Here is a 24,491-nt window from a genome sequence, read left to right on the forward strand (position 1 = left end):
TCCACAGCGGGTTGATCGGCCACAGCCCGCGCCGCATGTATGCGGGTACAGGGCGGTGTAAGCGTCCAGGATGAACCACACCCCGGCCGCCGGATCGACCGGGCTCACTCATGGTCGGGCACGCTGTGGCACGCGAAGACACCCAGCCATGATGCGCGCGACTGCCAATTAGCGGCCGAAGTCAAAGAAGGGGTCGCCCTGCGGAAGGGTTCGTGGTTGCGGGAGGGGTTCCTGTCGTGCGGACGGAATTGGTGGCCGTTCGTGTACTCGAAAGGTGTCCTGGTCGATGGGGTCGGATACCCTGCGGACGGCCTCGGCCAACTCGGCGTTCGGCCATCTCGTCGCGGAGTCCCAGGTGCACTGAGCGAAGTGGCAGAGTACGTAACTCGGGTCGATCGGTCCGGAAATGTAGTGTAGGCGGGCGCCCTTGAAATCCGTCCCAGTGAGGTCGGCGCCGGTGAAAACGGCTCCCACCAGGTGGGCGCCGATGAACTTGGTCCGCACGAGTCTGGCGCCATTGAAGCACCAGGCGCCGACCTCGGGGGCGCCGCCTAGGTGGGCACCGGTCAGGTCGGCATCGGTCAGGTCGGCGCCGATGAAATCGCCGACGATGCCGAAGTCGGCGTGGCGTAGATCCGCGCCGATGAGTTTGGCGCCGGTGAACTGGGCTCCCGCGCCCGCGGTCCGGCCTGGTTCGGCCGAGGAGAGATCGGCATGGCGCAGATCGGCTCCGCTGAGGTCGGCGCCGGTGAGGTCGGTGCCCTCGGGGAACCGGACGCCCCGCAGGTCGGCCCCGTGCAAGTCCTTGCCGACGAGCCGGGCGACGGCCTCGGCACTGCTGTCATCGATCAGTGCCGCCAGGTTCTCCGGTAAGCCGGACGGCCGCTCGGCCCCTGTCCGCTCGCCGGTGATGGCGTCTTGGGGGACGACCCTTCCGTGCAGCGCGTACAGGTGGAAACCGTCGCGGTAGCGTAGTGCCGGACCTGTGCGGCAGTGCAGCACCAAGGGGTCTTCCCCGAGCCTTGGCGCGGTGGCGAGACGGATCTGAGCGGGACGCTCGCACACCAGGCAGATCTTCTCGAAGGGCCACCAGCCGCCGCAGGACTCGATAAGTTCTTTCCACAGCGCCAGCCTGTGAATCCAGACCTCGCGGCGGCGTTTACGGGAAAACCATCCGCCCCTCTTGCCCGGACTACCGCTGAGCAGGGTCAAGAGGAACTCGCCCGGTTCCGGCACACCGTGGGAGGCCGCGATCGTCTGGGGCTTCGGCGTGCCGAACTCACTCCATTTCCAATCGGGATCCCCGCGGGGCGAGTCGATCCACACCAGCTGAGGCTGCGGCGCGCCGACCAGTTCGTACAACCCGCGGATCGCCGCCTCGGCGGCAGGCCGGTCCGCCGGCTCAGTGGCTCGCCGTCCCGCCCAATCAGGCAGGCGAGCTGCCAGCCGTGTGATTTCCAGGCCGGCAGATTCCGGGCTGACATAGATCTCGGTGTTGAACGGGCGAGGCAGCGCCATACTCGCTCCCTATCACGGGACGCGTCACGCATCCAGAGGCCGGCCACCATCTCTCGCCTGGAGCGGGGGCGCAGTGTGCACCCGCGAGCCATGACGATTCCAGCCCTGCCCGAAGATCGCGGCTTGTTCCTCCGGAGAGGAGGATGCCGGCGCTCGCGGCTTCGATCATGCGATCGACCGCGTCGACCATCGCCCGCAGGCGGGAGATTCGGTCGAGGAGTTGGGCGCGCTGCCGCCTCGGCGGCACGGTCATGTCGACGGTCGGAGCATCGAGAAGCTCGCCGATGTCGTCGAGGGGCAGACCCAGTTCGCGGTAGATGAGAACTCGGTTGATGCGCGCGACGTCGGCCGGCAAGTAGAGCCGGTCACGCCGTCGAGTGGTGTCGCGTCAGGCCCCGGGCGGAGGGACCGGGTCGCCTCGAACGCGTCGTAGGAGTCGCACCCGATCGTTTGCCGGGCGGGGCGTGCTCGGCACGGTAGGACCCAGGAACGCGGTGAACCCACCTGCGTTCAACAAACAACCGGTTGCCCGTGCAAGGCACGGGCACCCCGACCCAACCAGGGAATCAACATGAACAAGCGTCAGCTGATCTCAGAGGAAAGGCGTCAGCTGATCTCGCTGGCTCTGGGCGTCGCCATCGGCGCCGTCATCGGAGGCATCATCGAGGGACTGGACTACGCCGTCTTCCTCGCCGACCTCCACCACCGCCACGGGATCGACCCCTTCGAGTTCGGTGACCTCGGCTACCTCGCCACCAAGGCCGCCCTCGGCGCCGCCATAGGCGCCCTCGGCGCCAGCGGCGGAGCCTTCTGCACCGTCTACGACGGCCCCGACAGCCCCGGCGGGCGGAAGATCGTCATCCGCGTCGCCGGTGGCATCGCCACCGCGGCGGTCGCGGCCTGCGTCGCATGCGTCGCCCTGGCCGCCTTCGGCGTCGCCGCCATCACCATCACCGGCCCCCTTGGCGTCAGCCGCCTCGGGGACCTCCTCATCCTCGCCTGCGGCTTCGCCGTGGGTGCCGTCGTCGGTGCCGCCCGTACCGACAACTGATCCACTCGCGGGGCCCGGCCCAACCGGCCCCGTCCACCGGGGGCCTGGCACTGCCAGGCCCCCGTTCTGTTCCCCCAAGCCGGGCGAACCGTTGCGATAGCCCGGGGAGAGGCCCGGCTTCGGCAAGTCGAAGGCACGGTCGACCCACGTGCCAGGAGACTCAGGCGAGGCCGGTCAGCGGGCCGAGCCCTGCTTGATCTTCTCGATCAGGCCGGCGAACTGCCCACCGGAGAGGACGAGGTGTCCTCCATCCGGGTCCTTGCTGTCACGCAACCCGATCCCGGCCTCTGGCGCAAGTCGTCCCAGCTCAACACAGTGCTGGTCATCCGCTCCACCGCTGTGAGTGCTCTTACGCCACTGGACGCTCATTCGTAACTCTCCAAGTACCGCTTGATGATCTCGCGCGAGTCCTCCAGAGAGGCCGCCTTCGCGCCGATACGATCGAACTTAACCGACAATTCCCGGACCTCGCCAGGCATTTCGATCAAGCGACCACCGTTCTGAGCACCCGAATAGGCGATGTCACGGCCCCCCAGACTGAGAATCTGGAGGGAGCCGTCAACCCCCAGGTGAGCCCCCGACTTGAACGGGACGATACGGAGGCTGACCTGCGGCAGGTCCGCCATGGCGAGGAGGTGCTCCAGTTGGGCTTTCTGCACCTCGGAACCGCCGACTTCACGAGCAAGCACGCTCTCATCGATCGTGGCCCACATCTCGACCTCGGTTCCCCGGCTGAAGAAGGAGTTCTTGCGAGCGACACGCTCGGCCATCTCGGCCTCGAAGTCCTTCGGAGTACCGGCCTGGACGTAGGCCCAGGTGTACTCGTCCGTCTGAAGAGCGAGCGGGATCACTTGACCGTGGTAGGCCTTGATCAATGTGGTCTCCTGCTCGTACTTGACGAGGTGCTTCCCCCAGTTGGGGTCATGTGCCATCCGGGCGAACCAGAGCAGTAGCTGAAAAAGCCACCCGGTCCCGTAGTGCTTGTCGAGCGCCCGCATGTGATCTTCCTGGGGCCGTCTCCGTCCTGCCTCAAAGTTGGATACAGTGCCGCGCTGGACACCCATTATCTCTCCGCACTGCGTGAGGGAGAGATTTGCCTTCTCGCGACAAAATCGCAGGTAGAAGGCGAGGAAGTGCCACATCGACAGCCTGGGGTTAAGAGGATCGCGAACGATGGGCATCTCACACTCCCTGTATTCAGCTCGGATGACTACAGGCAAACCATAAGTCGATCGGGTGACCCTTGTCTCAGAAAATCGGAATCTCAGGCAAGGGCGGGGACGATGGTGATGACGGCGACCGGGGATCTACTTATGCCTCTTATGGGAACACCGTGCGCAGTGGGGCTGGCACGTACCCTTGTGGACGCACGAATCCGAAACTGGAACTATTCCCACATTCTCGACAATGCGCTTCTCGTCGTGTCGGAGCTCGTCACCAACGCGGCGCGCCAGACGCCGCACGAGGAGATCCGCCTCCAGCTCAGCCGGGACGCGCACGGCATCGTCATCGCCGTCTGGGACGCGGACTACGCCCTCCCCCAGAGCAAGCCGGTGAAGGCACTCACCCTCGAAGACCTGGACCTCTCCGAGGAGGCGTTCGACGACAACGGCGGCTGGGGCCTCCACATCGTCCAGGCGCTGTCGAGCAAGTGCGGCGTCACAGGCGACCCGGCGGGCGGCAAGTGGATCTGGTCCCGCATCCGCCCGTGACTCTCCCACCGAACGTGAGAACGGTGCTGAGAAGAGCCCGTCCAGCTCCTCGGACCCGTGGCCTCGTCAGGCGACGTCGTAGGTCAGGTGCGTCACGGTCTTCGTCGGGATCACGGCCCGCTGCACCAGCGAGCGCGGCGTTCCGCCGGTGAACAGGGGCGTCCCGGAGCCCAGCATCACGGGCGCGAGGTGCAACGTCAGCTCGTCGACCAGCCCGGCGTCGAGCGCCGAGCGGATCGTTGCGGCGCCGCCCATGAGGACGACGTCGAGGTCCTTGCCGCCGGCCGACGAGGCCGCCTCGGCGCGCTCGCGTGCGGCGGCGACGGCGTCGGGAAGGCCGGTGGTGACGAACGTCCAGTCGAGTTCGGTGAGACGCACCGACTCTGGCGGACGGCGCCCGAGCGGGCCGTCCCCTCGCGCAGGATCCGGCGATCGGCGGGGTCGTCGGAGAACGCCCAGGTGTGCAGGGCCTCGCCCCCGACGCCCAGCCCGTGTTCCGGGCCGGGATCGGGCCCGGTGACGAAGCCGTCGAGCGAGACGGAGATGTCAGCGATGGTGCGAGCCATGTCAGTACAGACCCGTGCCGCCGCCCGGAGTCATCGCTCACTCATGAGCACCTCCGAGACGATGGCCCGAATGACCCCGGGGAGAACGGGCTGCAGCGTCTTGCGGGTCTGATCGCTCCGGTGCACGGGGCCGGCCAGATCATGCACTATGGTCCCGAGCCGGTTCCGGGCCAGGTGTTCCGGATATCTGCGACGAACCCCCTGAGGAGCCCTTGGTGACAGGTCCCGCTGGTCCGTCATGGGGACAAGGCGGACACAGACCGCCCCCGATTCCGCCGCAGCGCCGGCCGCCTCATCCCGGATACGGAGCACCGCCGCCCTGGCAGCAAGGCCCGCTGCCGCAGTATCCGCCTTACCCGCAGCGTCCCCACCCGCCGCAGCCTCCGCCCCCGTACCCGCCGTATCGGCCACCCGGACCTCAGCCGCCCCCGCGGCCGCCGTCGCGGGCGGGACGGATCCTCCGGAAGCTGAACCCGTTCCTCGCCGCGCGGGCGGTGTTCCGGCCCTCGCGGCCGGATCTGATCGTCGATGCGCGGGTCCAAAAGCTGCAGGTCGCCCGTGCCTGGGCGGGCATCGTGGTGTCTCTCGCCGTGGCCGTGGTCTACAGGGTCGCCGCCCCCAAGGAACTGGCGAGCGAGCGGTTCAACGACGCCTGGATCAACGTCCTGGTGCTCACGTGCGTCCTGCCACTGGTCGTGGGCGCCTTCGTCATGGCGGCCCGGCCGCCGAACCGGGGCGCGTTCGCGCGCCGGATCCGTCACCCGTTGATCGCGGTCGCGGCGATGTTCGGCTCCATGTTCACGTTCGTGCTCGCGGCCGTCCCCGAGTTGGAGGGCGTGCGTGACGCGGCCGGGCCGGTGGTGCTGATCCCCGCGGGCGTGATCCTCTTCCTCTGGATGCTCCCCTTCGCCCTCTACGGCATCGTCCTCTCACTGACCAACGTGTTCCGGACGGCCGACATCCACGAGGTGGTGCCGCCCTTGGTGAGCGTGTCGGCGTCCTGGGTGATGGCCCTGGTCAACCTGTTCACCGACTCCTACAAGGGAGTTCCGCACGTCTTGGCCCTGGCGCTGCTGCTGGGGGCGCCGGTGACGGTGTCCGCCCTCGCCCACTACGAACTGCGCAGGCTGCGCCTCCTGCACGGCATCACGTTGGGCAACACACTGTTGCGCTGACTCAGCGGGCAACGGGAGAGGCGTCACCGACGCGGTCGCCCTGCGGGACTCCGCCGCACCTGTGTTGCCGCTCAGGAGTCCGGTGTCCAGCCGTGGAGGCCGAACGTCTCCCCGCGGCCGATGGCCGCGAGGGCCTGTGCGCAGTGGGGGATCAGGTCGGCCGGTGGGGCCGCCGGATCGATCCACAGCGCCTCCGAGGCCTTGTCGGGTTCGGCCGCGTGCGGCTCGCCCACCCAGGTCCGGAAGGTGAACCAGTAGTCGCTGACCGCTTGGCAGGGGCCCGGCAACGACTCGGCGGTGCGGTGCAGGACGTGGGAGAACTCGGCGTCGACGCGGTGTAGCCTCACGCCGGTCTCTTCCCCGGCCTCGCGGATCGCCGCGGCCAGGACGTCCTCGCCGGGCTCGATCCGTCCCGCGGGCGGGCACAGCCAACCGTCGCGGTATCCGGTGTTGTGGCGGCGCAGCATCAGCACCGCGCCGTCTTCGCGCCGCAGCAGGACGTGTGGCGCGATGAAAGATCCGTGCCAGCCGCTCGCGGCCGGAGCGGCATCGCGGGCGGAGACGACGCCGAGCCGTCCGGCCAGGTGTCGTGCGGCCTGTTCGGCGCCACCGGCCAGGTCGACCATGGGCACGGCGGCGGCCAGGATGACGTCGGCCAACTCGTCCAGGACGTCCGTGACCGTCTTGTGGACGCCTTTGCGGGGATTGCCGCCGGTCATCCCGATGTAGGCCTCGGCGACCTCGCCGACCTCCTCGGCGAGCTTCATCACCAGCAGGTGCGCGGGCACCTCGGCCAGGTAACCGGCCCGGACCCGGGCGGTGTCGGCCCAGAAGCCGTCGCAGGGCTCAGCACTCTCGGAGTTCGCCACGCCGCGACCCTAGCCCCCGGAGCGACCGCAGAACCCGCAGTCTCGAACATTTGGTCGAGTCGTGTCCGGGCGCCGGCCCGGCCGCGTCGGGTGGAGGCCGCTCCGGGGCGGGGTCACAGCTTGCCGAGCGCCTTGGCCAGGGCGGTCGCGGTGGAGGCGATCACCTTGTCGTCGTGCGGGGCCGGACGGTTGCGGTTGGTGAAGACCGACAGGACGAGCGGCGCGTCCGAACCGGGCGTCCACACGATCGCGATGTCGTCGGCGGTGCCGTAGTTGGCCGCGCCACCGGTGCCGGTCTTGTCGCCCACCGTCCAGTCCTTGGGGAGGCCCGCCCGGATCCGGCCGGCGCCGGTGAGGCTGCCCTTCAGCCAGCCGACCAGCCGCGCCCGGTCGCGGGGGTGGAGGGTCTTGCCGGTGGTGAGCTTGGTGAAGGTGCGCGCCGCCGCCGCGGGGGTGGTGGTGTCGCGCTCCTCGCCGGGCTTCCACTCGGTCAAGTGGGGCTCCGGCCGGTCCAGGCGGCTCGTGCCGTCACCGGTGGCGCGGAAGAACCCGGTCAGCCCGCGCGGTCCGCCGATCTGCCCGAGGAGCGTGTTGCCCGCGAAGCCGTCGGACTTGGTGATTCCGGCCCGGCAGAGCTGGGCGGGCGTCATGCCCGTGTCGGTGTATTCGGTGGTCTCCGGGGAGTTCCCGGTCAGTTCGGCCATGTCGCTGGGCTTCCAGCGGATCACCCTGTCCATCAGGCCGGGCTCCGCGGTGCGCGCTTTCCGCATCACCGCCGCGCACGCGAACACCTTGAACATGGAGTTGAACGGGAAGCGCTCGTCGGCCCGGTAGCCGACCGTTCTGCCGGTGCCGAGATCGATGCCCACGGCGCCGATACGCCCGTCGTAGGACTTCTCCAGTTCCTCGAGAGTCCTGTTCAGGTCCGAAGGGTCCTTGCCTCCCGTCCGAGTGGCGACGGTCGCGGCCTTCGTCTCGCCGGGGGCGCCGGCCGCATAGGCCAGCCCGCCCAGCAGCGCGGACGCGGTCACGGTCGCGACGCCCAGTCGCATTCCGAGGTGTCGGATCATGCAGAGAGAAGATCATGATCTCGCCGGCGATGTCCAATATCTACTGAATCATCGATCCATATGGATTCGCATATCACGTGCCTGGACCCTTGCCGGGGATTTCGATGTTGGAGTAGTACGGCCGCGAGAAGGGGAATTCGGTGGCGACCCAGTGGCCCAGCGCGCTGTACAGGGTTTCGTAATGGCCGTTTCGGTAGGCGTCGGGGGTCACCCACCAGCTCACGTCGACGTCATAGCCGAGCAGGTCCTGGGTGAGCGGCGTACGCCGTCCCATCGGGTACAGGTAGCAGCAGCCCAGGTAGCGGTCCTCGTCGTCGTACACGGCGTAGCCGAATGATTCGTTCTCGCGGAACTCGCACTCGTGCCAGACCAGGTCGACGTAGTCGTACTCCTCGGTGACCGGCTCGGTCGGCCAGGACCCGCCGCGAGTGCGCCGGATCAGTTCAAGGCTGGCGTTGATGCCGCGCACATCGTCCCGCAGGTGTTCGCGGGCGAGCGCGCTGATCCGGATGTCGCCGTAGCTCAGCCTGAGGGGGGCGGTCCACCCGCTGGGCACCTGAAGTGTCTTTACCAGGCCCTGATAATCCATGCGCGAGGTCACTCCGGGGGTGGGGAGAGTTTTGCGGCTATCGCGTAGTCGATCTGGATGTCTCGGTAGGTGGTCTGGGTCTTGACCTCGTCCGGGAGGTTGGTGCGGGCGCTTCCGGAGGTGGACTCCTCTGACGAGCCCTCGGTGAAGGTCACCGAGACGTCGGGGACCACGTCGAAGCGGAGTTCGTCGGCCTTCACCCTGGCGGTGAAGAGGATGTCCGCCGTGCGCTGGAGGTCAGCGTCGGGGTGGTCGCCGGGGCTCATGAGCGGGTTCCTCCTCGTGGCTGGGAGACCATCCGCAGGAGGGCCTTGCCCAGTTCGCGGACGGAGTCCTCGGTCTCGCGCAGGGCACCTTGGACCGCCGTGACCTCCGGCTCTCCATCGGACGTGTCCGCGCCGTTCCCCTCCTGATCCCCCTCCGAGTCGTCCTTCTCCTCGTCCTTGGCGGACGAGTCGTCGGATGAGGCGTTGTCCTTGCCGCTCTCGGACGTGTCGTCGGGCGCCGCCGAGCCGCCGGCGTCTTCGGCGGTCTCCGCCGTCTTGTTCACGGTGTCCGCAGCTCCCTCGGCGGCTCGTCCGGCACCCTGGCCGACGCCTTCGGCCGCGCCGCCGGCGCCGCTGCCCACATCTCGGACGCCCTCGCCTGCGCCTTCGGCGGCGCGGCCCGCACCCTTGGCGGCTTCTCCTGCGCCTTCGCCCGCCTGCTCCGCCGCTCGGCCCGCACCCTTGCCCGCTTCACCTACCCCCTCGCCGGCACCTTCGCCCACCTGTTCCGCCGCTCGGCCCGCACCCTTGCCCGCTTCGCCTACCCCCTCGCCAGCGCCTTCGCCCACCTCTTCCGCTGCGCGGCCGGCGCCTCTCCCGACCTCGCCGACGCCTTCGCCCGCGCCCTTGCCGACGTCCTGGACGGCGCCGCCGGCTCCGCGGCCCACGTCCTTCACCGCGCCGCCCGCGCCCTCGCCGACGTCCTTGACCGCGCCCCCCGCGCCCTCGCCGACGTCCTTGACCGCGCCCCCGGCGCCCTCGCCGACGCTCTCGACGGCGCCGCCGGCGCCGCGGCCCACGTCCTCGACGGCGCCCCTGGCGCCCCGGCCGACCTCGCCCACGGCGGTGCCGGCTCCGGTGCCGATGTCGCTCACCGCCCGCTCGACGCCGCGTCCGATGTGCTGGAGGATCTCCGGGTTGCGGTCGAGGGTGGTCAGGACGCGGTCGACGATGACGGCCACGTTGTCCAGCCGGACCTGGAGTTCCGCCTGCGCCTCGACACCCTTGATCTCAAGCTTGACCCTGCCGAGGAACACGTCCGCGCCGACGTTCAGCTTGAGCAGGTCGAGGACCTGCGCGACGAGGGAGACGTGCGCCTCCAGGTTCTCGACCTCCAGCGAGATCTCTTCCACCTTGAGCTGCGGGACGTCGAGATGGACGTCGGGGCCCTCCGCGGGCTGCGCTCGCCTGTCCGGTTGAATGGCCCTTCCGGTCAGGCTCTCCGAGTCATCGCGGGACTCGTTCCGCTCGCGGTCAGCATTGCCGGACGCGCCGTCGCTCATCGTTCCCCCCGATGCTCGATCCTGGTCCCGGGGGTGTACATGCCCCCTCAGTGCCACCTTCCACCAGCGAAGACGTCAGGCGTGGGCGCTCTCCGTCTCCTTCTCCTCTTCCTTTGCCTCCGGCTCCTCCTTGTCGTCCTCCTGCTTTGCCTCCGGCTCCTTCTCCTCTTCCTGCTCCGCCTTCGGCTTCTCCTCCTCTTCCTGCTCCGCCTTCGGCTTCTCCCCGTCCTCCGGCTTCTCCGCCTCGTCGCGCTCCTTGGCCTCCTGCTCCTCCTTGAGCGCGTCCTCGTGGGTCTTGACGACCTCGCCGTCGCGGATCTCGCCGCGCCAGCCTTCGACCTCCTCCTGGTCCAGCAGCGTCTTGGTCATCATGTGGCGCTTGATGTGCTTGAAGTCCAGGCGGAGGCGACGACCCTGGGCGCGCCACATGTTCGCCGTCTTCTCGAAGAAGCCGTCCGGGTGGTACTCGGCCACCAGCAGGACCCGTGTCATGGACGGCGCCAGCTCGTGGAACGTCACGGCGCCGTCGACATAGCCCTTGGGGCCCTTGGACTTCCAGACGATCCGCTCGTCGGGGACCTGCTCGATGATCGTCGCTTCCCAGGTGCGGTGGGACAGGAAGACCTGCGCCCGCCAGTTGATCTTCTCGTCGGACTCCTGCTCGACGCTCTCCACCTTCTTGGTGAAGCTCGGGTAGTCGGCGAACTGCGTCCACTGGTCGTAGGCGACGCGGCGAGGCAGCCCGACGTCGAACTCCTCGATGATGTTGGTGACCTTCATCTTGCCCTGGCCACCGCCCTTGCCGTCCTTGCCTCCCCCGCCGACGGCGCTCTTCACCTTGTCCTTCACCATTTCCTTCGCCCCGGTGGCGCCCGCGCTGAGGCCCGCCTTGAGCGGAGACTCTCCCTGGGCGAGCTTCTTCGCGCCGGTGGCCGCCGCCTTTCCGGCGACTCCCGCGCCGTCCCCGCCGTCGAGGCGCTCGGTCAGTCCCTCGATCTGGCCGCTCGCCTTCTCCAGCGCCCGCACCATGAGCGCCTGAGCCAGCGCGCGGCCGGCGTCCTTGAGCTGCTCGACGGGGAGATCCTGCGCCTTGTCGCCGTTCCCCGTGCCCGCTTCCGTCATGGTCAGCCTTCGTTTCCTCGCTGATTTCACCTGACCCTGACGACATAGCCCCAGAAACGCGGGCTAAAACGACAAAAGCGCCACTGACCAGCAAAAACGAATGATCTACCATCCCTATGCATGGGGACGGCCTCGGTTTTCAGGCAGCCCTAATCCGAGCTATCCCGCCGTCGGCTCGCGGGGGAACGCGCCACGCGAAAGCCCACGTCGTCGATCCGGAAGGTCGGATGGCTGCGGCGACGCACCGAGGCCCGGCAACTCCAGTGCTCGTCGGACCATCCGCCGCCTCGGAGAACCCGGTAGGCGCCGTAGACCTCGGCGTCGTAGAGGTCCCAGCACCATTCCCAGACGTCGCCCAGCATGTCGTACAGGCCCCACGCGTTCGACCGCTTGCCGCCCACGTCGTGAACGTGCCCCTGGGCGTTGCCGCGATACCAGGCGATCTCGTCGAGCGGCCCGTACCTCGGACCGGTCGTGCCGGCACGGCAGGCGTGTTCCCATTCGGCCTCGGTGGGCAGCCGGTACCCGTCGGCGGAGGCGTCCCACTCGGCGCCCTCGCCGTCGGCGTGGAGGCGATAGGCGGGCGCCAGCCCCTCACGCCGGGACAGGGCGTTGCAGAACCGGATCGCGTCCAGCCACGAGACGCCTTCGACCGGCAGCCGCTCTCCCCGCGCGGTGCTCGGCCGCTCGTCGGTGACCTGCGCGTACTGCGACTGGGTGACCGGGAACGCCGCCAGCCGGTACGGCGCGAGGTCGACCGGCCAGCTGCGCCGCGTCCGCCGATCCGACAGCGTCACCGTCCCTGCGGGGACGGTGACCATCTCGATTGCGGGGCCCGTGTCCATCGGCTGGTGATCCTACCGACGCACGCCTTCGATTCGTGCGGCCACCGGACGTGGGGCCGGTGCCGCTTCCAGCTCCTTCATCGCCTGCGGCGGGCGTCGCAGCGCTCCAGACCGTCGAGGACGGCGTGGAGGCCGAACTCGAAGGTCTCGTCGGGGGAGGCGGCGTAGTCGGTACCCGCCGTGGTGTCCAGGCGGGCGCGCAGGCGCGGGAAGCGTGTGGCGATCTCCTGAGCCTTCGTCATGGCATCGCGGAACCGCTCCTGGGCGGTGCCGCCGTTCTGGTCGAGCCTGCGGGTGAGCGCGGCGGTGGCGGCGACGCCGGCCGCGTTGCCGAGCACGTAGGTGAACACCGCGGCGGCGGCCCGGTCGGCCTCGGCACCGGTGAAGCCGGCGGCCTCGTAGACGGCGAGCTGGTGGTCGTCGTGACGCGCCTTGCCCTCCCCATAGACGACGTGGGCGGCGAAGACCTGCACGAGCCAGGGGTGCCGGGTGAACATCCCGTACAGGTCGAAGGCCATGGCGGTGGCCGCGGCACGCCAGCCGACCGCGTCCGGATCGGGCAGCGTGAGCTCGCCCCAGACCTGGTCGGTGGCCAGCAGGACCAGGTTGTCCTTGCTCTTGACGTGCCAGTACACGGCGGTGGCGGCCGAATCGAGCCGATCGCCCAGGGCGCGCATGTTCAGGCCTTCGAGTCCTTCGACGTCCATGAGCTCGATGGCGGTACGGACGATCTGGTCCCGGGAGAGGGTGTCGCGTGGCACGACTCTCAAGCTAGGCCGTCCTTGAACAATGTTCAAGTCAGCACTTGCACAATGTTCAAGTCTTGTTCTAGCGTTCTCGACGTCAGGCACTTGAACTAAGTACAAGTCCTCCCGGAGGGACCCCGTGCACGCTCTCCCCGCCGCCATGCAGTTGCTGGTCGCCGCCGCCTTCGTCAGCATCCCGCTGGTCCGCCACCGCTACGGCCCGGCCGCCGAAGCCGCCGCGGTCGCCGAGCTGCGCCGCCAGGACGTCCGGCCCGAGGTCCTGGCGGAGAACGGGCTGCGCTTCGACGCCGGCGGCCACGAGACCGCCGTCCCGGCCGCCGTCGCCGCGGCCATGATCGGCACTGCCGTCCTGAACCTCGCCGGCGTCGGCCTCGCCCAGCCGCTGACCTGGGTCTTCTCCTCGCTGGTCCTCCTGTTGAACACCGGGATCGTCTACAGCAACCTCACCGCGGTGAAGTCCGTCCAGGCCGCCTTCCGCCGCAAGGGCACTCCGGAACTGGCCCGGGTCCAGGTCGCCGCCTTCCTCAAGGCCGCCGAGAACGCGTTCCCCGGCTGGGTGCGCGCCCAGACCTACATCCGTAACACGGTGGTCTTCGCCGGATCCGCCATCGCGCTGGTCGCCGTCTCCGTCTGACCACCGGTGCGATGGCGGCGGAATCCCTTACGTGGGGTCGTAGGCGAGGTTGGGGGCGAGCCAGCGCTCGACCTCGGCGATCGGGAGATCGCAGCGGCGGGCGTAGTCCTCGATCTGGTCCCTGCCGACGCGCCCGACCGTGAAGTAGCGCGACGCCGGGTGGGCGAAGATGAGGCCGCTGACGCTGGCGGCCGGGGCCATCGCGTACGACTCGGTGAGCTTCATGCCGAGGCGGCCCGCGTCCAGCAGGTCGAACAGGGCCTGCTTGAGGCTGTGGTCGGGGCTCGCCGGGTAGCCGAGGGCGGGACGGATGCCGCGGAACCGCTCGGCGTGCAGGTCCTCCAGGGCGGGGTCGGCGTCCGGCTCGAACCAGGCGCGGCGGGCCTCCAGGTGGACGTACTCGGCGAACGCCTCGGCGAGACGGTCCGCGAGGGCCTTCACCATGATCGACTTGTAGTCGTCGTTGTCGTGCTCGTACTTCGCGGCGAGGTCCTCGGCGCCGAGGATCGTCACGGCGAAACCGCCGAGGTGGTCGCCGGAGGGGGCGATGTAGTCGGCGAGGCAGCGGTTGGGGCGTCCCGTCGGCTTGGACGTCTGCTGGCGCAGCATCGGGAAGCGCGCGGCGCCGGGCAGGATGATGTCGTCGCCGTCGGAGTGCGCGGGCCAGAAGCCGTAGGCACCGTGGGCCTCGAACGCGCCGTCGGCGATGATCTGGTCGAGCAGCTCGTTGCCCTCGTCGAACAGCTCGCGCGCGACGGGCTGGTCGAGGATCGCCGGGTACTTGCCCTTCAGCTCCCAGGCCAGGAAGAAGAACTGCCAGTCGATCAGCTCGCGGATCGCGGAGATCTCGGGACGGACGATCCGCACACCGGTGAAGTCGGGCGTCGGCAGGTCGCCGAAGTCGACCCGCTCCCGGTTCTCGCGGGCCCTCTCGACGGTGAGCAGGGGGCGGCGCTGCTTGGTCTCGTGCTGCTCGCGCAGCCGGGCCTGCTCCTCGCGGTTGGCGGCGTCCAGCGCCGCGGCGCGCTTGCCGTCGAGCAGGTCGGAGACGACGCCGACGACGCGGGAGGCGTCCAGGACGTGCACGGTCGTCGCGTCGTAGGCGGGGGCGATCTTCACGGCGGTGTGCTGCCGGGACGTGGTGGCGCCGCCGATCAGCAGCGGAAGCCGCATGCCGCGGCGCTCCATCTCCGCGGCGACGGAGACCATCTCGTCCAGGGACGGGGTGATCAGCCCGGACAGGCCGACGGCGTCGGCGCCCTCCTGGACGGCGGTCTCCAGGATCTTGGCCGCGGGGACCATCACGCCGAGGTCGATGACGTCGTAGTTGTTGCAGCCGAGGACGACGCCGACGATGTTCTTGCCGATGTCGTGCACGTCGCCCTTGACCGTCGCGAGGACGATCTTGCCCTGGCCGCGGTCGCTCGTGACGCGGCCGGCGGCCAGCGCCTCCTGCTTCTCCTTCTCCATGAAGGGCTCCAGGTAGGCGACCGACCGCTTCATCACGCGGGCGCTCTTGACCACCTGGGGGAGGAACATCTTGCCGGACCCGAACAGGTCGCCGACGACCTTCATGCCGTCCATCAGCGGGCCCTCGATGACGTCGAGGGGACGCTCGGCCTCCCGGCGGGCCTCCTCGGTGTCCGCCTCGATGAAGTCGATGATGCCGTGCACGAGGGCGTGGGAGAGGCGGGCCGCGACCGGCGCGTCCCGCCAGGACAGGTCGACCTCTCGCCTGGTCCCCTCGCCCTTGACGTTCTCGGCGAACGAGACGAGCCGGTCGGTGGCGTCGGGACGGCGGTCGAACAGCACGTCCTCGACCAGTTCGAGCAGGTCGGCGGGGATGTCCTCGTAGACGGCGAGCTGCCCGGCGTTGACGATGCCCATGTCGAGGCCGGCCCGGACGGCGTGGAACAGGAACGCCGAGTGCATCGCCTCGCGGACGACGTCGTTGCCCCGGAAGGAGAACGACAGGTTGGAGATGCCGCCGCTGGTGCGGGCGCCCGGGCAGCGCTCCTTGATGAGGGGCAGCGCGTCGATGAACGCCTTGGCGTAGCCGTTGTGCTCGGAGATGCCGGTCGCGACGGCGAGGACGTTGGGGTCGAAGATGATGTCCTCGGCGGGGAAGCCGATCTCCTGGGTGAGCAGGTCGTAGGCGCGGCCGCAGATCGCCACCTTGCGCTCGGTGGTGTCGGCCTGGCCCGTCTCGTCGAAGGCCATGACGACGACGCCGGCGCCGAAGTCGCGGATGCGGCGGGCCTGCTCAAGGAACGGGCCCTCGCCCTCCTTGAGGCTGATGGAGTTGACGACGCCCTTGCCCTGGACGGTCTTCAGCCCCGCCTCCAGCACGCTCCAACGCGAGCTGTCGACCATGATCGGGATACGGGCGACCTCGGGCTCGGTGGCGATGAGGTTGAGGAAGGTCGTCATCTCCCGCTCGCTGTCGAGCAGGTCGGCGTCCATGTTGACGTCGAGCAGGTTCGCGCCGCCGCGCACCTGGTCGAGCGCCACGTCCACGGCGGCCTGGTGGTCGCCCGCCTCGATGAGCTTGCGGAACTTCTTGGAGCCGGTGACGTTGGTGCGCTCGCCGATCATGACGAAGCCGGTGTCGGCGCCGATCGCGAACGGCTCCAGGCCGCTGAACCGGCTCGCCGCGCCGGGTGCGGCGACCTCGCGGGGCGCCATCCCCCGCACCGCCTCAGCGATCTTCGCGATGTGGTCGGGGCCCGTCCCGCAGCAGCCGCCGACGGCGTTGACCATGCCGGACGCGGCGAACTCGCCGACCTTGCCGCTCGTCTCCTCGGGGGTCTCGTCGTAGCCGCCGAAGGCGTTCGGAAGGCCCGCGTTCGGGTGGCAGGCGGTGTAGGTGCCGGCCAGACGCGCCAACTCCTCCACGTGCGGGCGCATCTCGTCGGCGCCGAGCGAGCAGTTCACGCCCACGACCAGCGGCTCGGCGTGCTCGATCGACCGCCAGAACGCCTCGACGGTCTGCCCGGACAGCGTCCGGCCGGACAGGTCGACGATGGTCACCGAGATCCACAGCGGCAGGTGCGGGGCGGCCTCGCGGGCGGCGGCGATCGCGGCCTTCGCGTTCAGCGTGTCGAAGATCGTCTCGATCAGCAGCAGGTCGACGCCGCCCTCGGCGAGGGCGGAGATCTGCTCGGCGTAGGAGGCCTTGACCTGGTCGAACGTGACGGCGCGGTAGGCCGGGTCGTCGACCCGCGGGGACAGCGAGAGCGTGACGTTCAGCGGGCCGATGGAGCCGGCGACGTAGCGCCCGCCGAACTCCTCGGCGGCCTGCCGCGCCAGCCGCGCGCCCTGCACGTTCATCTCCCGGACCAGGCCCTCCAGGCCGTAGTCGGCCTGCCCGATGCTGGTCGCGGTGAAGGTGTTGGTCGTCGTGATGTCGGCGCCGGCCCGCAGGTACTGCCGGTGGACGTCCAGGATCACGTCCGGGCGGGTCAGGTTCAGCAGGTCGGGGTCGCCGGTGACGTCCTTCGGGTGGTCGTCGCCGATGCGGTCGCCGCGGTAGTCGCCGGGGGTCAGGCCCGCGCCCTGGAGCATCGTGCCCCACGCGCCGTCCAGTACCGCGATCCGCTGCTCAAGAAGTTCGCGCAATGGAGTCTGAGTCATGTTTTCGAGCACCTCCCATGGGATCTGGGAGGCGCCCTTGCGGAATCAGGTGTCTCGGGCCGAGCGTGGCGGGCTCTCGCCCGTTGCAGCGCCTCTCGGCCCGGTACCGAGGTTACATTCCGAGAGGGCGGTGTGTCAGGCGCGCCCGGGGTTGCGGGCAGGATGAGGTGATGCGCGCACGACCGATCTCGCCGTCTCTGGTGGTCGAGGAGCTGGCCGACCGGATCACGGCGTCCGGGTCCGGTTCCTGGGCGCGGGTGGCGATCGACGGGGCCCCGCCCGCGGCGCCCTCCGACCTGGCCGACGCCCTCGTCTCGCCGCTGCGCGCTCGGGGACGGGACGTCGTGCGGGTGTCGGCGCGCGACTTCCTGCGTCCGGCGTCGCTGCGCTACGAGCACGGGCGGGACGATCCGGACGTCTTCTACGACGAGTGGCTCGACGTGGGCGGGCTCGTACGGGAGGCGCTGGGGCCGCTGGAGCCGTCCGGCACGGGGAGGGTCCTGCCGAGCCTGTGGGACGCGGCGCTCGACAGGGCGACGAGGGCCGGCTACGTGCCCGTTCGGCCAGGCGGGGTGCTGCTGCTGGACGGCTCGCTGCTGCTCGGCCGGGGGCTGCCGTTCGAGCTGACCGTCCACCTGTCCCTGTCGCGCGGGGCGCTGGCCCGCCGCACGGCCGGCGACGAGGCGTGGACGCTTCCCGCCTACGCGCGCTATGACGCCGAGGTCGAGCCCGTGCGCACCGCCGATGTCGTCCTGAAGCTGGACGACCCCCGCCACCCGGCGCTGATCACCGACGCCTAGGGCCGCCATTCCTCCTGGTAGGCGGGGTGGTGGGCGTAGGGCAGCGCGAGAAGGCGCACGACCGCCTCGCGGACGGACTGCGCCGCGTCGAGTTCGGGGGTGCGGTGGCCCTGGCCGAGGATCCAGGCCTGCTTCTCGTAGTCGTCGACGATCTGGCGCCGGGCGGCCACCTCGGCGAGCGCGCGGGAGGGGTCGTGGCGGGCGATGTGCTCGGCGTACGCGCCGTTCTCCGCCGTCGCGACGTAGGCGGAGCCGTCCGTGCCGGGATCGCCGGTGTCGGTGCTGACCGTGCCGGAGGGGGTCGCCTTCCAGGGTGTGCCGGAGCAGGCGCGGGCCATCTGCTCGTCCCTGTCCAGCCGAGCGCGGAGGAACTCCACCAAATCCATAGGGCCATCCTGCCCCTTGCGGAGCGGGACGGCCCCAGGGCCGGGGCCGCCCGCAGATGCGGGACGGCCCCGCGGGCAAGGGTCAGGCGGCGCAGTTGCCGGTGACCGGCTTGCCCGCGAAGCGGTCGCCGAGGAACGTCATCGCGTCGGGCTCGCTCCAGAGCATGCCGGTGGCGTGCTCGGCGAAGGTGTAGGTCTTCCAGGTGATGTTGGCGCCCTTCGCGCACCACGCCTTGTGGAGGGTGTCGGCCTGCGCGGCGGGGATGATCTCGTCGTAGACGGCCTGCGTCTGGAGCACCGGGGCGCTCGGGGCGGTGGAGCCGAGCTTGTTGGCGTCCAGGCGGCGCTGCCACTCGGGCGTGGCCAGCGGGTCGGTGGTCGTGTAGTCGCTGATGTGCTTGAACGCGGTCTGCACGACCGTGAGTGGCCCGTCGAAGCTGACCAGGCACATGTCCTGGGCCTTGGCCAGCAGCTCGCGGCCGTCGTCGTTGAGGTACCCGGCCAGGTCGAGCTCGGGATAGGCGGCGTCGTAGCCGACGGCGGCCATGAACATGAGCGCGACGAACGGGGAGCCGTCCAGTCCCTTGGCGACGGCCTGGAGGTCCGCCGGGACGCCGCCCGCGAACACCCCCTTGATCGCCAGCTCGGGGGCGTAGGTCTTCGCCAGCTCCGCGGCCCAGCCCGCGGTCGTGCCGCCCTGCGAGTAGCCCCAGAGGCCGACCGGCGAGCCGCCGAGTCCCGCGTCGGGGAGGCGCTGCGCGGCGCGGGCGACGTTCAGCAGGGCCCGGCCCTGGGAGCCGCCGACCTCGTAGGTGTGCTGACCGGGCGTTCCGAGGCCCTCCATGTCGGTGACGGCGACGGCCCACCCGCGGCTGAGCGCGTCGGCGATGAACAGCTCCTCGTAGTCCATGCCCTGGGTGAGGGTGTAGGACGGGGCGCAGGCGTCGCCGAGTCCGCGCGTCCCGACGGCGTAGGAGACGAGCGGCCGCTCGCCCTGGCCCGTCCACTCCTTGGTGGGGACGAGGACCATGCCCGAGACGGCGGTCGGCTGCCCCTGCACCGTCTCCGACCGGTACAGCACCTGCCAGGACTTGACGCCCTCGTACGGCGAGTGGCCGATCGGGTCCACGGTGAACACCGCGGGACGCGACCTGATGACGTCACCGGGCGCGCCCGCCGGGAGCGGGGAGGGCGGCTGGTAGAACGGATCCTCGGCCGGGGGCTTCGGGGCCTGCGGCGCCGCGGCGGCGGTGCCCTGCAGGGCGGCCGCCGTCATGGCGAGGCCGACGCACGACGCCACGGCGGCGCGCACGACCCGGCGAACGGTGATGGACATGGCGGGTAACCCTTCAACGTGGCGGCGGCGTCTCCGCGCCTGCCGTCGGCGTGACGGCCACCCGACAGTAACGTAATTGGACACTTACTCCAATGGTGCGCGGGACGCATCGGCGGCACCGGATTTGTGCCGTCCCGACAAAGTGCGGCCCTTCCAGGTACCTCCCCGGCCGGCGCGGTGCCTGCGGGCGGAGTCGAGCGTCATCGCCGCGTACAGCAGGGCCACGAGCGGCAGGGCCGGGGCGCGCACGAGCGACAGGCCGTAGAAGCGCAGCATCGGCGCGTAGGTGACCGCCATGAGCGCCCAGGCGAGCGCGCCCGTCGCGAGGGCGGGCGCGCCGCCGGCCGGGCCCGCGATCAGGCCCGCGGCCGTCGCGGCGGGCGGGACCGCGTAGAGGAGCAGCAGGCCGGCGACGGTCCCGGCGAGCAGGGCGGGCGAGTAGCGCAGCTGGTGGTAGGCGCTGCGGGCGATCATCGCCCACAGGTCGGCGAGGCGGGGGTAGGGGCGGCGGCTGACGACGTCGCGGCTGAGATCGAGGCGGCAGCGCCCGCCCGCGCGCTTGACGAGCCGTCCCAGCGCCACGTCGTCGATCAGCGCGTCGTGGATCCGGGCGAGGCCGCCCGCCTCGACGAGGGCGGCGCGCCGGACGAGCATGCAGCCGCCCGCGGCGGCGGCCGTGCGCGCCCCGTCGCGGCCGACGCGGCGGAACGGGTAGAGCTGGGCGAAGAAGTACACGAAGGCGGGGACGACCACCCGCTCCCAGCCCGTGCGGGTGCTGAGCGTCGCCATCTGCGACAGCAGGTCGCGGTGTCCGGCCACGGCGGCGCGCACGAGCCCCTCCACGGTGCCGGGGGCGTAGGCGATGTCGGCGTCGGTGAAGAGGAGGAAGTCGGGTTCGCCCGCCGCCCGGACGCCCTCCGACATCGCCCACACCTTGCCCGCCCACCCCGGCGGGCGCTCCCCCGCGGGCACGATCGACAGGGCCGGGTCACCGTCCGCGAGGGAGGCGGCCGTCTCGGCGGTGCCGTCGCCGCTCCCGTCGTCGACCAGGATCACGCGGAAGGCGCCCGGATACCGCTGGGCGAGCAGCGTCGGGAGCGTCTCCGGGAGGACGGCTGCCTCGTCGCGGGCGGGGACGACGGCGACGACCCCTGGCCACGCGTCCGGTGCCGGTGCGTCGGGCAGGCCCGGTCCCGTCTTCCAGAAGCCGCCGTGCGCGAACGCCAGATACAGCCATCCGGCCAGCGCCGCGCATGCCAGGACGCCCACGACCATCACGGTCCGCAGCCTCGCACCGCACCCGCTCCCCGTCCACGAACGGCGTCCCGCCAGCGTGGCGGGCCGGACGCTAGAGTCACGCGGATGGACGATGTCCTCTGGAAAGACGATGTCCTCTGGAAGGCCGCCGACAAGCTGCGCGGATCCGTCGACGCGGCGCAGTACAGGGACTTCGTCCTCGGGCTCGTGTTCCTCAAGTACGTGTCCGACTCGTCCGGTGAGGGGGCTTTCCGGGTCCCGGACGGGGCGCGGTGGGCGGACCTCTCCCCCGCCGCCGGGGGCATCGGTGAGCGGGTCGACGCGGCGATGGGCGCCGTCATGCGCGCCAACCCGTCGCTCGACGGCGTCCTCCCGCAGATCTTCACCCGGGTGGACCAGCGGCGTCTCGGCGGGCTGGTCGAGCTGATCGGCCAGGTGCGGTTCGGGGCGGAGGTCGGGGCGCGGCCCGCGCGGGACGTCCTCGGCGAGGTCTACGAGTACTTCCTGGAGAAGTTCGCGCGGGCCGAGGGCAGGCGCGGCGGCGAGTTCTACACGCCGGCCGGCGTGGTCCGGCTGCTGGTGGAGGTCCTGGAGCCGTTCCGGGGACGGGTGTACGACCCCTGCTGCGGCTCCGGCGGCATGTTCGTCCAGGCGGAGAGGTTCGTCCTGAGCCATCGGGGGCGGCCGGACGACATAGCGGTGTACGGGCAGGAGGCGAACGAGCGGACGTGGCGGCTGGCCAGGATGAACCTGGCCGTCCACGAGATCGCGGGCGACGTCCGCCGCTCCGACGCCTTCTACGAGGACGCGCATCCGGAGCTCGCCGCCGACCACGTGCTCGCCAACCCGCCGTTCAACATGTCGGACTGGTACCGGGATCCCGGCGACCCGCGCTGGCGCTACGGCCTCCCGCCCGCGGGGAACGCCAACTTCGCCTGGATCCAGCACATCGTGGCCAAGCTCGGGCCGCAGGGCCGCGCGGGCGTCGTCATGGCGAACGGCTCGATGTCGTCCCGGCAGTCGGGCGAGGGGGAGATCCGCGCGGCGCTCGTGGAGGCCGATCTCGTCTCGTGCGTCGTCGCGCTGCCGGACCGGCTCTTCCGCACCACCCCGATCCCCGCCTGCCTCTGGTTCTTCGACAGGCGCAAGAGCGTCCCGGGCGAGGTCCTGTTCGTCGACGCCCGGGACATGGGGACGATGGTCGACCGCACCGAGCGGATCCTCACCGCCGACGACGTCGCGCGGATCGCCGGCGCGTACCGGGCGTGGCGCGACCGCGGCCATTCCGACGTCCCCGGCTTCTCCCACGCGGCGGGACTGGACGAGATCAGGTCGCATGACCACGTCCTCACACCGGGACGCTACGTCGGGGCCGCCGAGGCGGATCGCGGCGACGAGCCCGCCGCCGACCGCGTGGAGCGGCTCGCCAAGGAGCTCCTCACGCATCTGGAGGAGTCGGCGCGCCTCGACCAGGTCGTCAGGGACGAGCTGGGACGGTTCAGTGGCTGAGCCGGGGCGTCCTGATGGCTGACGTGGCGCTGGGCGAACTCGTCACGTTCTCGAACGGCCGATCGCGTCCCGCCGCGGGCACCCGCTACCGGACCTTCGGCGCCAACGGGGTCATCGGGACGTCCGGCGGGTTCAACGCCGGGCCGGGTTCCACCATCGTGGGACGCGTCGGGAGTTTCTGCGGCACCGTCCACTACAGCCCCGACCCGTGCTGGGCCACCGACAACGCCATCATCGCCACGGCCAAGGACGGAGTGAACGCGCGCTACGTCCACTACCTGCTCAAGCGGCTCGGCCTGAACAGGTACCGCATCGGCTCGGGGCAGCCGCTCCTCACCCACGCGATCCTGAGCGGCCTCACCGCCCCGCGCCTGAGCCGGGCGGAGCAGGACGCGGCGGCGTCCGTTCTGGGGGCGCTCGACGACAAGATCGAAGTGAACGGGCGCATCGCGGCCTGCGGCGACGCGCTGGTCCGCGCCCGCTACGACGAGTCGGCGTCCACGGCCGCGTCCGTCATGCCGATCGGCGAGCTCGGGGACCTGGTGCGCCGCAACGTCCCGCCGCAGCGGATCGGGCGGGACGAGAACTACATCGCCCTGGAGCACATGCCGAAGCGGCACATGTGGCTCTCGACCTGGACCGACGCGTCCGGAGCCACCAGCGCGAAACGGCGCTTCGCGGCCGGAGACGTCCTGTTCGGCAAGCTCAGGCCCGCCTTCCACAAGGTGGGGCTCGCCTTCGTGGACGGCGTCGCCTCGACCGACATCCTCGTCGTCCGCCCGCGGGACGCCGCCCGCCGGGGGTGGCTCCTCGCCGCCCTGGCGAGCGACGACGTGGTGGCCCACGCCTGCGCCGTCGGCGACGGCACGCGGATGCCGCGCGCCAGGTGGCAGGACATCGCCGCCTTCACGGTCCCCTGGCCCGGCGACGCCGCCGTCCGCTCGTTCGGCGGTCTCGCCACCGCGCTGGCGCGCCGGGTGGAGGCCGCCACGGCGGAGAGCGCGGCCCTCGCGGAGCTCCGCGACACCCTCCTGCCGGAACTGATCCCCTGAACGCGCGCCCGCGCCGTCGAACAGGCGGCATCATCGGAGAGTGGACTATCTCCTGGACAACCGGCAGGTCGAGGCGGGCGCCCGCTTCGAGGCGATCTCGGAACTGTTCAACCCGTGGACGTTCCGCCACATGGACGACGCGGGCCTCGGCCAGGGATGGCGCGTCTGGGAGGTCGGCGCCGGCGGGCCGTCCGTGCCGTCCTGGATCGCCGGCCGCGTCGGGGCCGCCGGCCGCGTGCTGGCGACCGACATCGACGTGTCGTGGCTGGCGGACGCACCGGAACTCGCCGGTGCCCCGGTGGAGGTCCGGCGCCACGACCTCGTGCGCGACGACCCGCCCGAGGGGCCCTTCGACCTGGTCCACGCCCGGCTGGTGCTGGTCCACCTCGCCGACCGCGACCGGGCCCTCCAGACGATGGTCGACGCCCTGCGGCCCGGCGGCGTCCTGCTCGTCGAGGACGCCGACCCGGGGCTCCAGCCGCTGGCCTGCCCCGACGAGCGCGGTCCGGACGAACGCCTCGCCAACGCCGTCCGGCGCGGCTTCCGCGCGCTGCTCGCCGAGCGCGGCGCCGACCTCGCCTACGGCCGCAGGCTCCCCCGGCTCCTGCGCGACGCCGGGCTGGACGACGTGCGCGCCGACGCGTTCTTCCCCCTCTCGGCTCCGGCCTGCGGCGTCCTGGAGACCGCGTCCGTCCTCCAGGTGCGCGAGCGGCTCATCGAGGGCGGGCACGCCACCGCCGAGGAGATCCGCCACCTGCTGGCCGTCATCGCCGCGGGGCGCCTCGACCTCACCCTCGCGCCGCTGATCTCCGTCTGGGGCCGCAGGCCAGGCGGCTGACCTCCGGCCGGTTTGCGGATCCGGTCCAGGACCGGTAAGGCGCCGCCATGTGGCGGATCTTGGACGGCGTGTGACCTCCCGCAGGGTGCGGCAGGGCCCTTGCATGCGCGCAAGCGTTGGTGACTGGCCCGAGGTGGCTGCGTAAGAGTGTGTGTTGTTTCACTTCCACGTCCGACATCGACTTGGCCGAGAAGCACATGTTCGCTTACAGCC

At 70.7% G+C, this 24,491-nt stretch carries 25 protein-coding genes and 1 riboswitch; of the genes, 8 read left to right on the forward strand and 17 right to left on the reverse strand.

Annotated features, from left to right (window positions below):
• Positions 1-168: 168 nt before the first annotated feature.
• Together BJ999_RS33375 and BJ999_RS44130 are read right to left on the reverse strand one after the other, a co-directional pair.
• A complete protein-coding gene (locus BJ999_RS33375) occupies positions 169-1,518 on the reverse strand; it encodes a pentapeptide repeat-containing protein (RefSeq protein ID WP_179836944.1) in 1,350 nt (449 codons plus the stop codon).
• Positions 1,427-1,873: a MerR family DNA-binding protein gene (locus BJ999_RS44130; protein WP_218935349.1), complete on the reverse strand. Its 447-nt coding sequence runs from the start codon at positions 1,871-1,873 to the stop codon at positions 1,427-1,429. The genes BJ999_RS33375 and BJ999_RS44130 overlap by 92 nt, the downstream gene beginning before the upstream one ends.
• Positions 1,874-2,089: 216 nt before the next feature.
• Here BJ999_RS44130 and BJ999_RS33385 point away from each other — a divergent pair, with 216 nt between their 5' ends.
• Complete coding sequence (locus BJ999_RS33385) at positions 2,090-2,569, forward strand: hypothetical protein (protein ID WP_179836945.1); 480 nt, start codon at positions 2,090-2,092, stop codon at positions 2,567-2,569.
• Between the two features lie 174 nt (positions 2,570-2,743).
• On the opposite strand, the gene BJ999_RS33390 is transcribed toward BJ999_RS33385, so the two are convergent.
• Entirely contained in the window at positions 2,744-2,938 is a 195-nt protein-coding gene (locus BJ999_RS33390; protein ID WP_179836946.1) for a DUF397 domain-containing protein, read from the reverse strand.
• On the reverse strand, positions 2,935-3,750 hold the full coding sequence (locus BJ999_RS33395; RefSeq protein WP_179836947.1) for a helix-turn-helix domain-containing protein: 816 nt from the start codon (positions 3,748-3,750) through the stop codon (positions 2,935-2,937). Before BJ999_RS33395 ends, BJ999_RS33390 begins: the two co-directional genes overlap by 4 nt.
• 141 nt (positions 3,751-3,891) lie before the next feature.
• Between BJ999_RS33395 and BJ999_RS33400 the strand changes: the two genes are divergently transcribed.
• Positions 3,892-4,281 carry an ATP-binding protein gene (locus BJ999_RS33400; RefSeq protein ID WP_244983827.1) on the forward strand — a complete coding sequence of 130 codons (390 nt, stop codon included), beginning with the start codon at positions 3,892-3,894 and terminating at the stop codon, positions 4,279-4,281.
• Between the two features lie 66 nt (positions 4,282-4,347).
• On the opposite strand, the gene BJ999_RS43260 is transcribed toward BJ999_RS33400, so the two are convergent.
• Positions 4,348-4,659, reverse strand: a complete 312-nt coding sequence (locus BJ999_RS43260; protein WP_218935350.1) for a dihydrofolate reductase family protein — start codon at positions 4,657-4,659, stop codon at positions 4,348-4,350.
• 763 nt (positions 4,660-5,422) lie between these two features.
• On the opposite strand from BJ999_RS43260, the gene BJ999_RS33410 reads away from it, so the two are divergent.
• Positions 5,423-6,022, forward strand: a complete 600-nt coding sequence (locus BJ999_RS33410) for a hypothetical protein (RefSeq protein WP_179836949.1) — start codon at positions 5,423-5,425, stop codon at positions 6,020-6,022.
• A 71-nt stretch (positions 6,023-6,093) separates the two neighbouring features.
• Here the strand turns inward: BJ999_RS33410 and BJ999_RS42575 are convergent, their stop codons facing one another.
• The 8 genes from BJ999_RS42575 to BJ999_RS33450 all read right to left on the reverse strand — a co-directional run bounded on the left by BJ999_RS42575 (position 6,094) and on the right by BJ999_RS33450 (position 12,827).
• Positions 6,094-6,891, reverse strand: a complete 798-nt coding sequence (locus BJ999_RS42575; protein ID WP_179836950.1) for an NUDIX domain-containing protein — start codon at positions 6,889-6,891, stop codon at positions 6,094-6,096.
• Between the two features lie 113 nt (positions 6,892-7,004).
• Entirely contained in the window at positions 7,005-7,961 is a 957-nt protein-coding gene (gene bla / locus BJ999_RS33420; RefSeq protein WP_229810528.1) for a class A beta-lactamase, read from the reverse strand.
• Positions 7,962-8,034: 73 nt separating this feature from the next.
• On the reverse strand, positions 8,035-8,517 hold the full coding sequence (locus BJ999_RS33425) for a hypothetical protein (protein WP_218935351.1): 483 nt from the start codon (positions 8,515-8,517) through the stop codon (positions 8,035-8,037).
• Between the two features lie 41 nt (positions 8,518-8,558).
• Positions 8,559-8,816, reverse strand: a complete 258-nt coding sequence (locus tag BJ999_RS33430) for a hypothetical protein (protein WP_179836952.1) — start codon at positions 8,814-8,816, stop codon at positions 8,559-8,561.
• Entirely contained in the window at positions 8,813-10,099 is a 1,287-nt protein-coding gene (locus BJ999_RS33435; RefSeq protein WP_179836953.1) for a hypothetical protein, read from the reverse strand. Before BJ999_RS33435 ends, BJ999_RS33430 begins: the two co-directional genes overlap by 4 nt.
• 75 nt (positions 10,100-10,174) lie before the next feature.
• Positions 10,175-11,221 carry an SRPBCC family protein gene (locus tag BJ999_RS33440; RefSeq protein ID WP_179836954.1) on the reverse strand — a complete coding sequence of 349 codons (1,047 nt, stop codon included), beginning with the start codon at positions 11,219-11,221 and terminating at the stop codon, positions 10,175-10,177.
• Positions 11,222-11,370: 149 nt separating this feature from the next.
• Positions 11,371-12,066, reverse strand: a complete 696-nt coding sequence (locus BJ999_RS33445; RefSeq protein ID WP_420838220.1) for a formylglycine-generating enzyme family protein — start codon at positions 12,064-12,066, stop codon at positions 11,371-11,373.
• Positions 12,067-12,143: 77 nt separating this feature from the next.
• The gene (locus BJ999_RS33450; protein ID WP_179836955.1) at positions 12,144-12,827 is read right to left on the reverse strand and encodes a TetR/AcrR family transcriptional regulator; all 684 of its coding nucleotides are present in this window, start codon (positions 12,825-12,827) and stop codon (positions 12,144-12,146) included.
• A gap of 124 nt (positions 12,828-12,951) precedes the next feature.
• On the opposite strand from BJ999_RS33450, the gene BJ999_RS33455 reads away from it, so the two are divergent.
• Complete coding sequence (locus BJ999_RS33455; RefSeq protein WP_179836956.1) at positions 12,952-13,467, forward strand: hypothetical protein; 516 nt, start codon at positions 12,952-12,954, stop codon at positions 13,465-13,467.
• 27 nt (positions 13,468-13,494) lie between these two features.
• Here the strand turns inward: BJ999_RS33455 and metH are convergent, their stop codons facing one another.
• Entirely contained in the window at positions 13,495-17,100 is a 3,606-nt protein-coding gene (metH, locus tag BJ999_RS33460) for a methionine synthase (RefSeq protein ID WP_179836957.1), read from the reverse strand.
• A 22-nt stretch (positions 17,101-17,122) separates the two neighbouring features.
• Positions 17,123-17,203, reverse strand: a riboswitch (S-adenosyl-L-homocysteine riboswitch).
• A gap of 67 nt (positions 17,204-17,270) precedes the next feature.
• Between metH and BJ999_RS33465 the strand changes: the two genes are divergently transcribed.
• Positions 17,271-17,900 (forward strand): nucleoside/nucleotide kinase family protein, encoded by a 630-nt coding sequence (locus BJ999_RS33465; protein WP_179836958.1) that lies wholly within the window; start codon positions 17,271-17,273, stop codon positions 17,898-17,900.
• Here the strand turns inward: BJ999_RS33465 and BJ999_RS33470 are convergent.
• From BJ999_RS33470 to BJ999_RS33480, 3 genes are all read right to left on the reverse strand, one after another.
• Positions 17,897-18,286, reverse strand: coding sequence for a DUF6221 family protein (locus BJ999_RS33470; RefSeq protein ID WP_179836959.1), 390 nt, complete (start codon positions 18,284-18,286; stop codon positions 17,897-17,899). The two genes, BJ999_RS33465 and BJ999_RS33470, sit on opposite strands and share 4 nt — an antisense overlap.
• A gap of 82 nt (positions 18,287-18,368) precedes the next feature.
• A complete protein-coding gene (locus tag BJ999_RS33475; protein ID WP_179836960.1) occupies positions 18,369-19,622 on the reverse strand; it encodes a lipase family protein in 1,254 nt (417 codons plus the stop codon).
• 84 nt (positions 19,623-19,706) lie between these two features.
• Positions 19,707-20,897 (reverse strand): glycosyltransferase, encoded by a 1,191-nt coding sequence (locus tag BJ999_RS33480; protein WP_179838989.1) that lies wholly within the window; start codon positions 20,895-20,897, stop codon positions 19,707-19,709.
• Between the two features lie 87 nt (positions 20,898-20,984).
• On the opposite strand from BJ999_RS33480, the gene BJ999_RS33485 reads away from it, so the two are divergent.
• The 3 genes from BJ999_RS33485 to BJ999_RS33495 are packed head-to-tail and all read left to right on the forward strand — an operon-like array spanning position 20,985 to position 24,278.
• Positions 20,985-22,388 carry a type I restriction-modification system subunit M gene (locus BJ999_RS33485; protein WP_179836961.1) on the forward strand — a complete coding sequence of 468 codons (1,404 nt, stop codon included), beginning with the start codon at positions 20,985-20,987 and terminating at the stop codon, positions 22,386-22,388.
• A gap of 14 nt (positions 22,389-22,402) precedes the next feature.
• Complete coding sequence (locus BJ999_RS33490) at positions 22,403-23,440, forward strand: restriction endonuclease subunit S (protein WP_179836962.1); 1,038 nt, start codon at positions 22,403-22,405, stop codon at positions 23,438-23,440.
• Positions 23,441-23,480: 40 nt separating this feature from the next.
• Positions 23,481-24,278 (forward strand): methyltransferase, encoded by a 798-nt coding sequence (locus BJ999_RS33495; RefSeq protein WP_218935354.1) that lies wholly within the window; start codon positions 23,481-23,483, stop codon positions 24,276-24,278.
• The last annotated feature ends 213 nt before the right edge of the window (positions 24,279-24,491 follow it).

The sequence above is a fragment of the Actinomadura citrea genome (assembly GCF_013409045.1).
GTDB lineage: Bacteria > Actinomycetota > Actinomycetes > Streptosporangiales > Streptosporangiaceae > Spirillospora > Spirillospora citrea.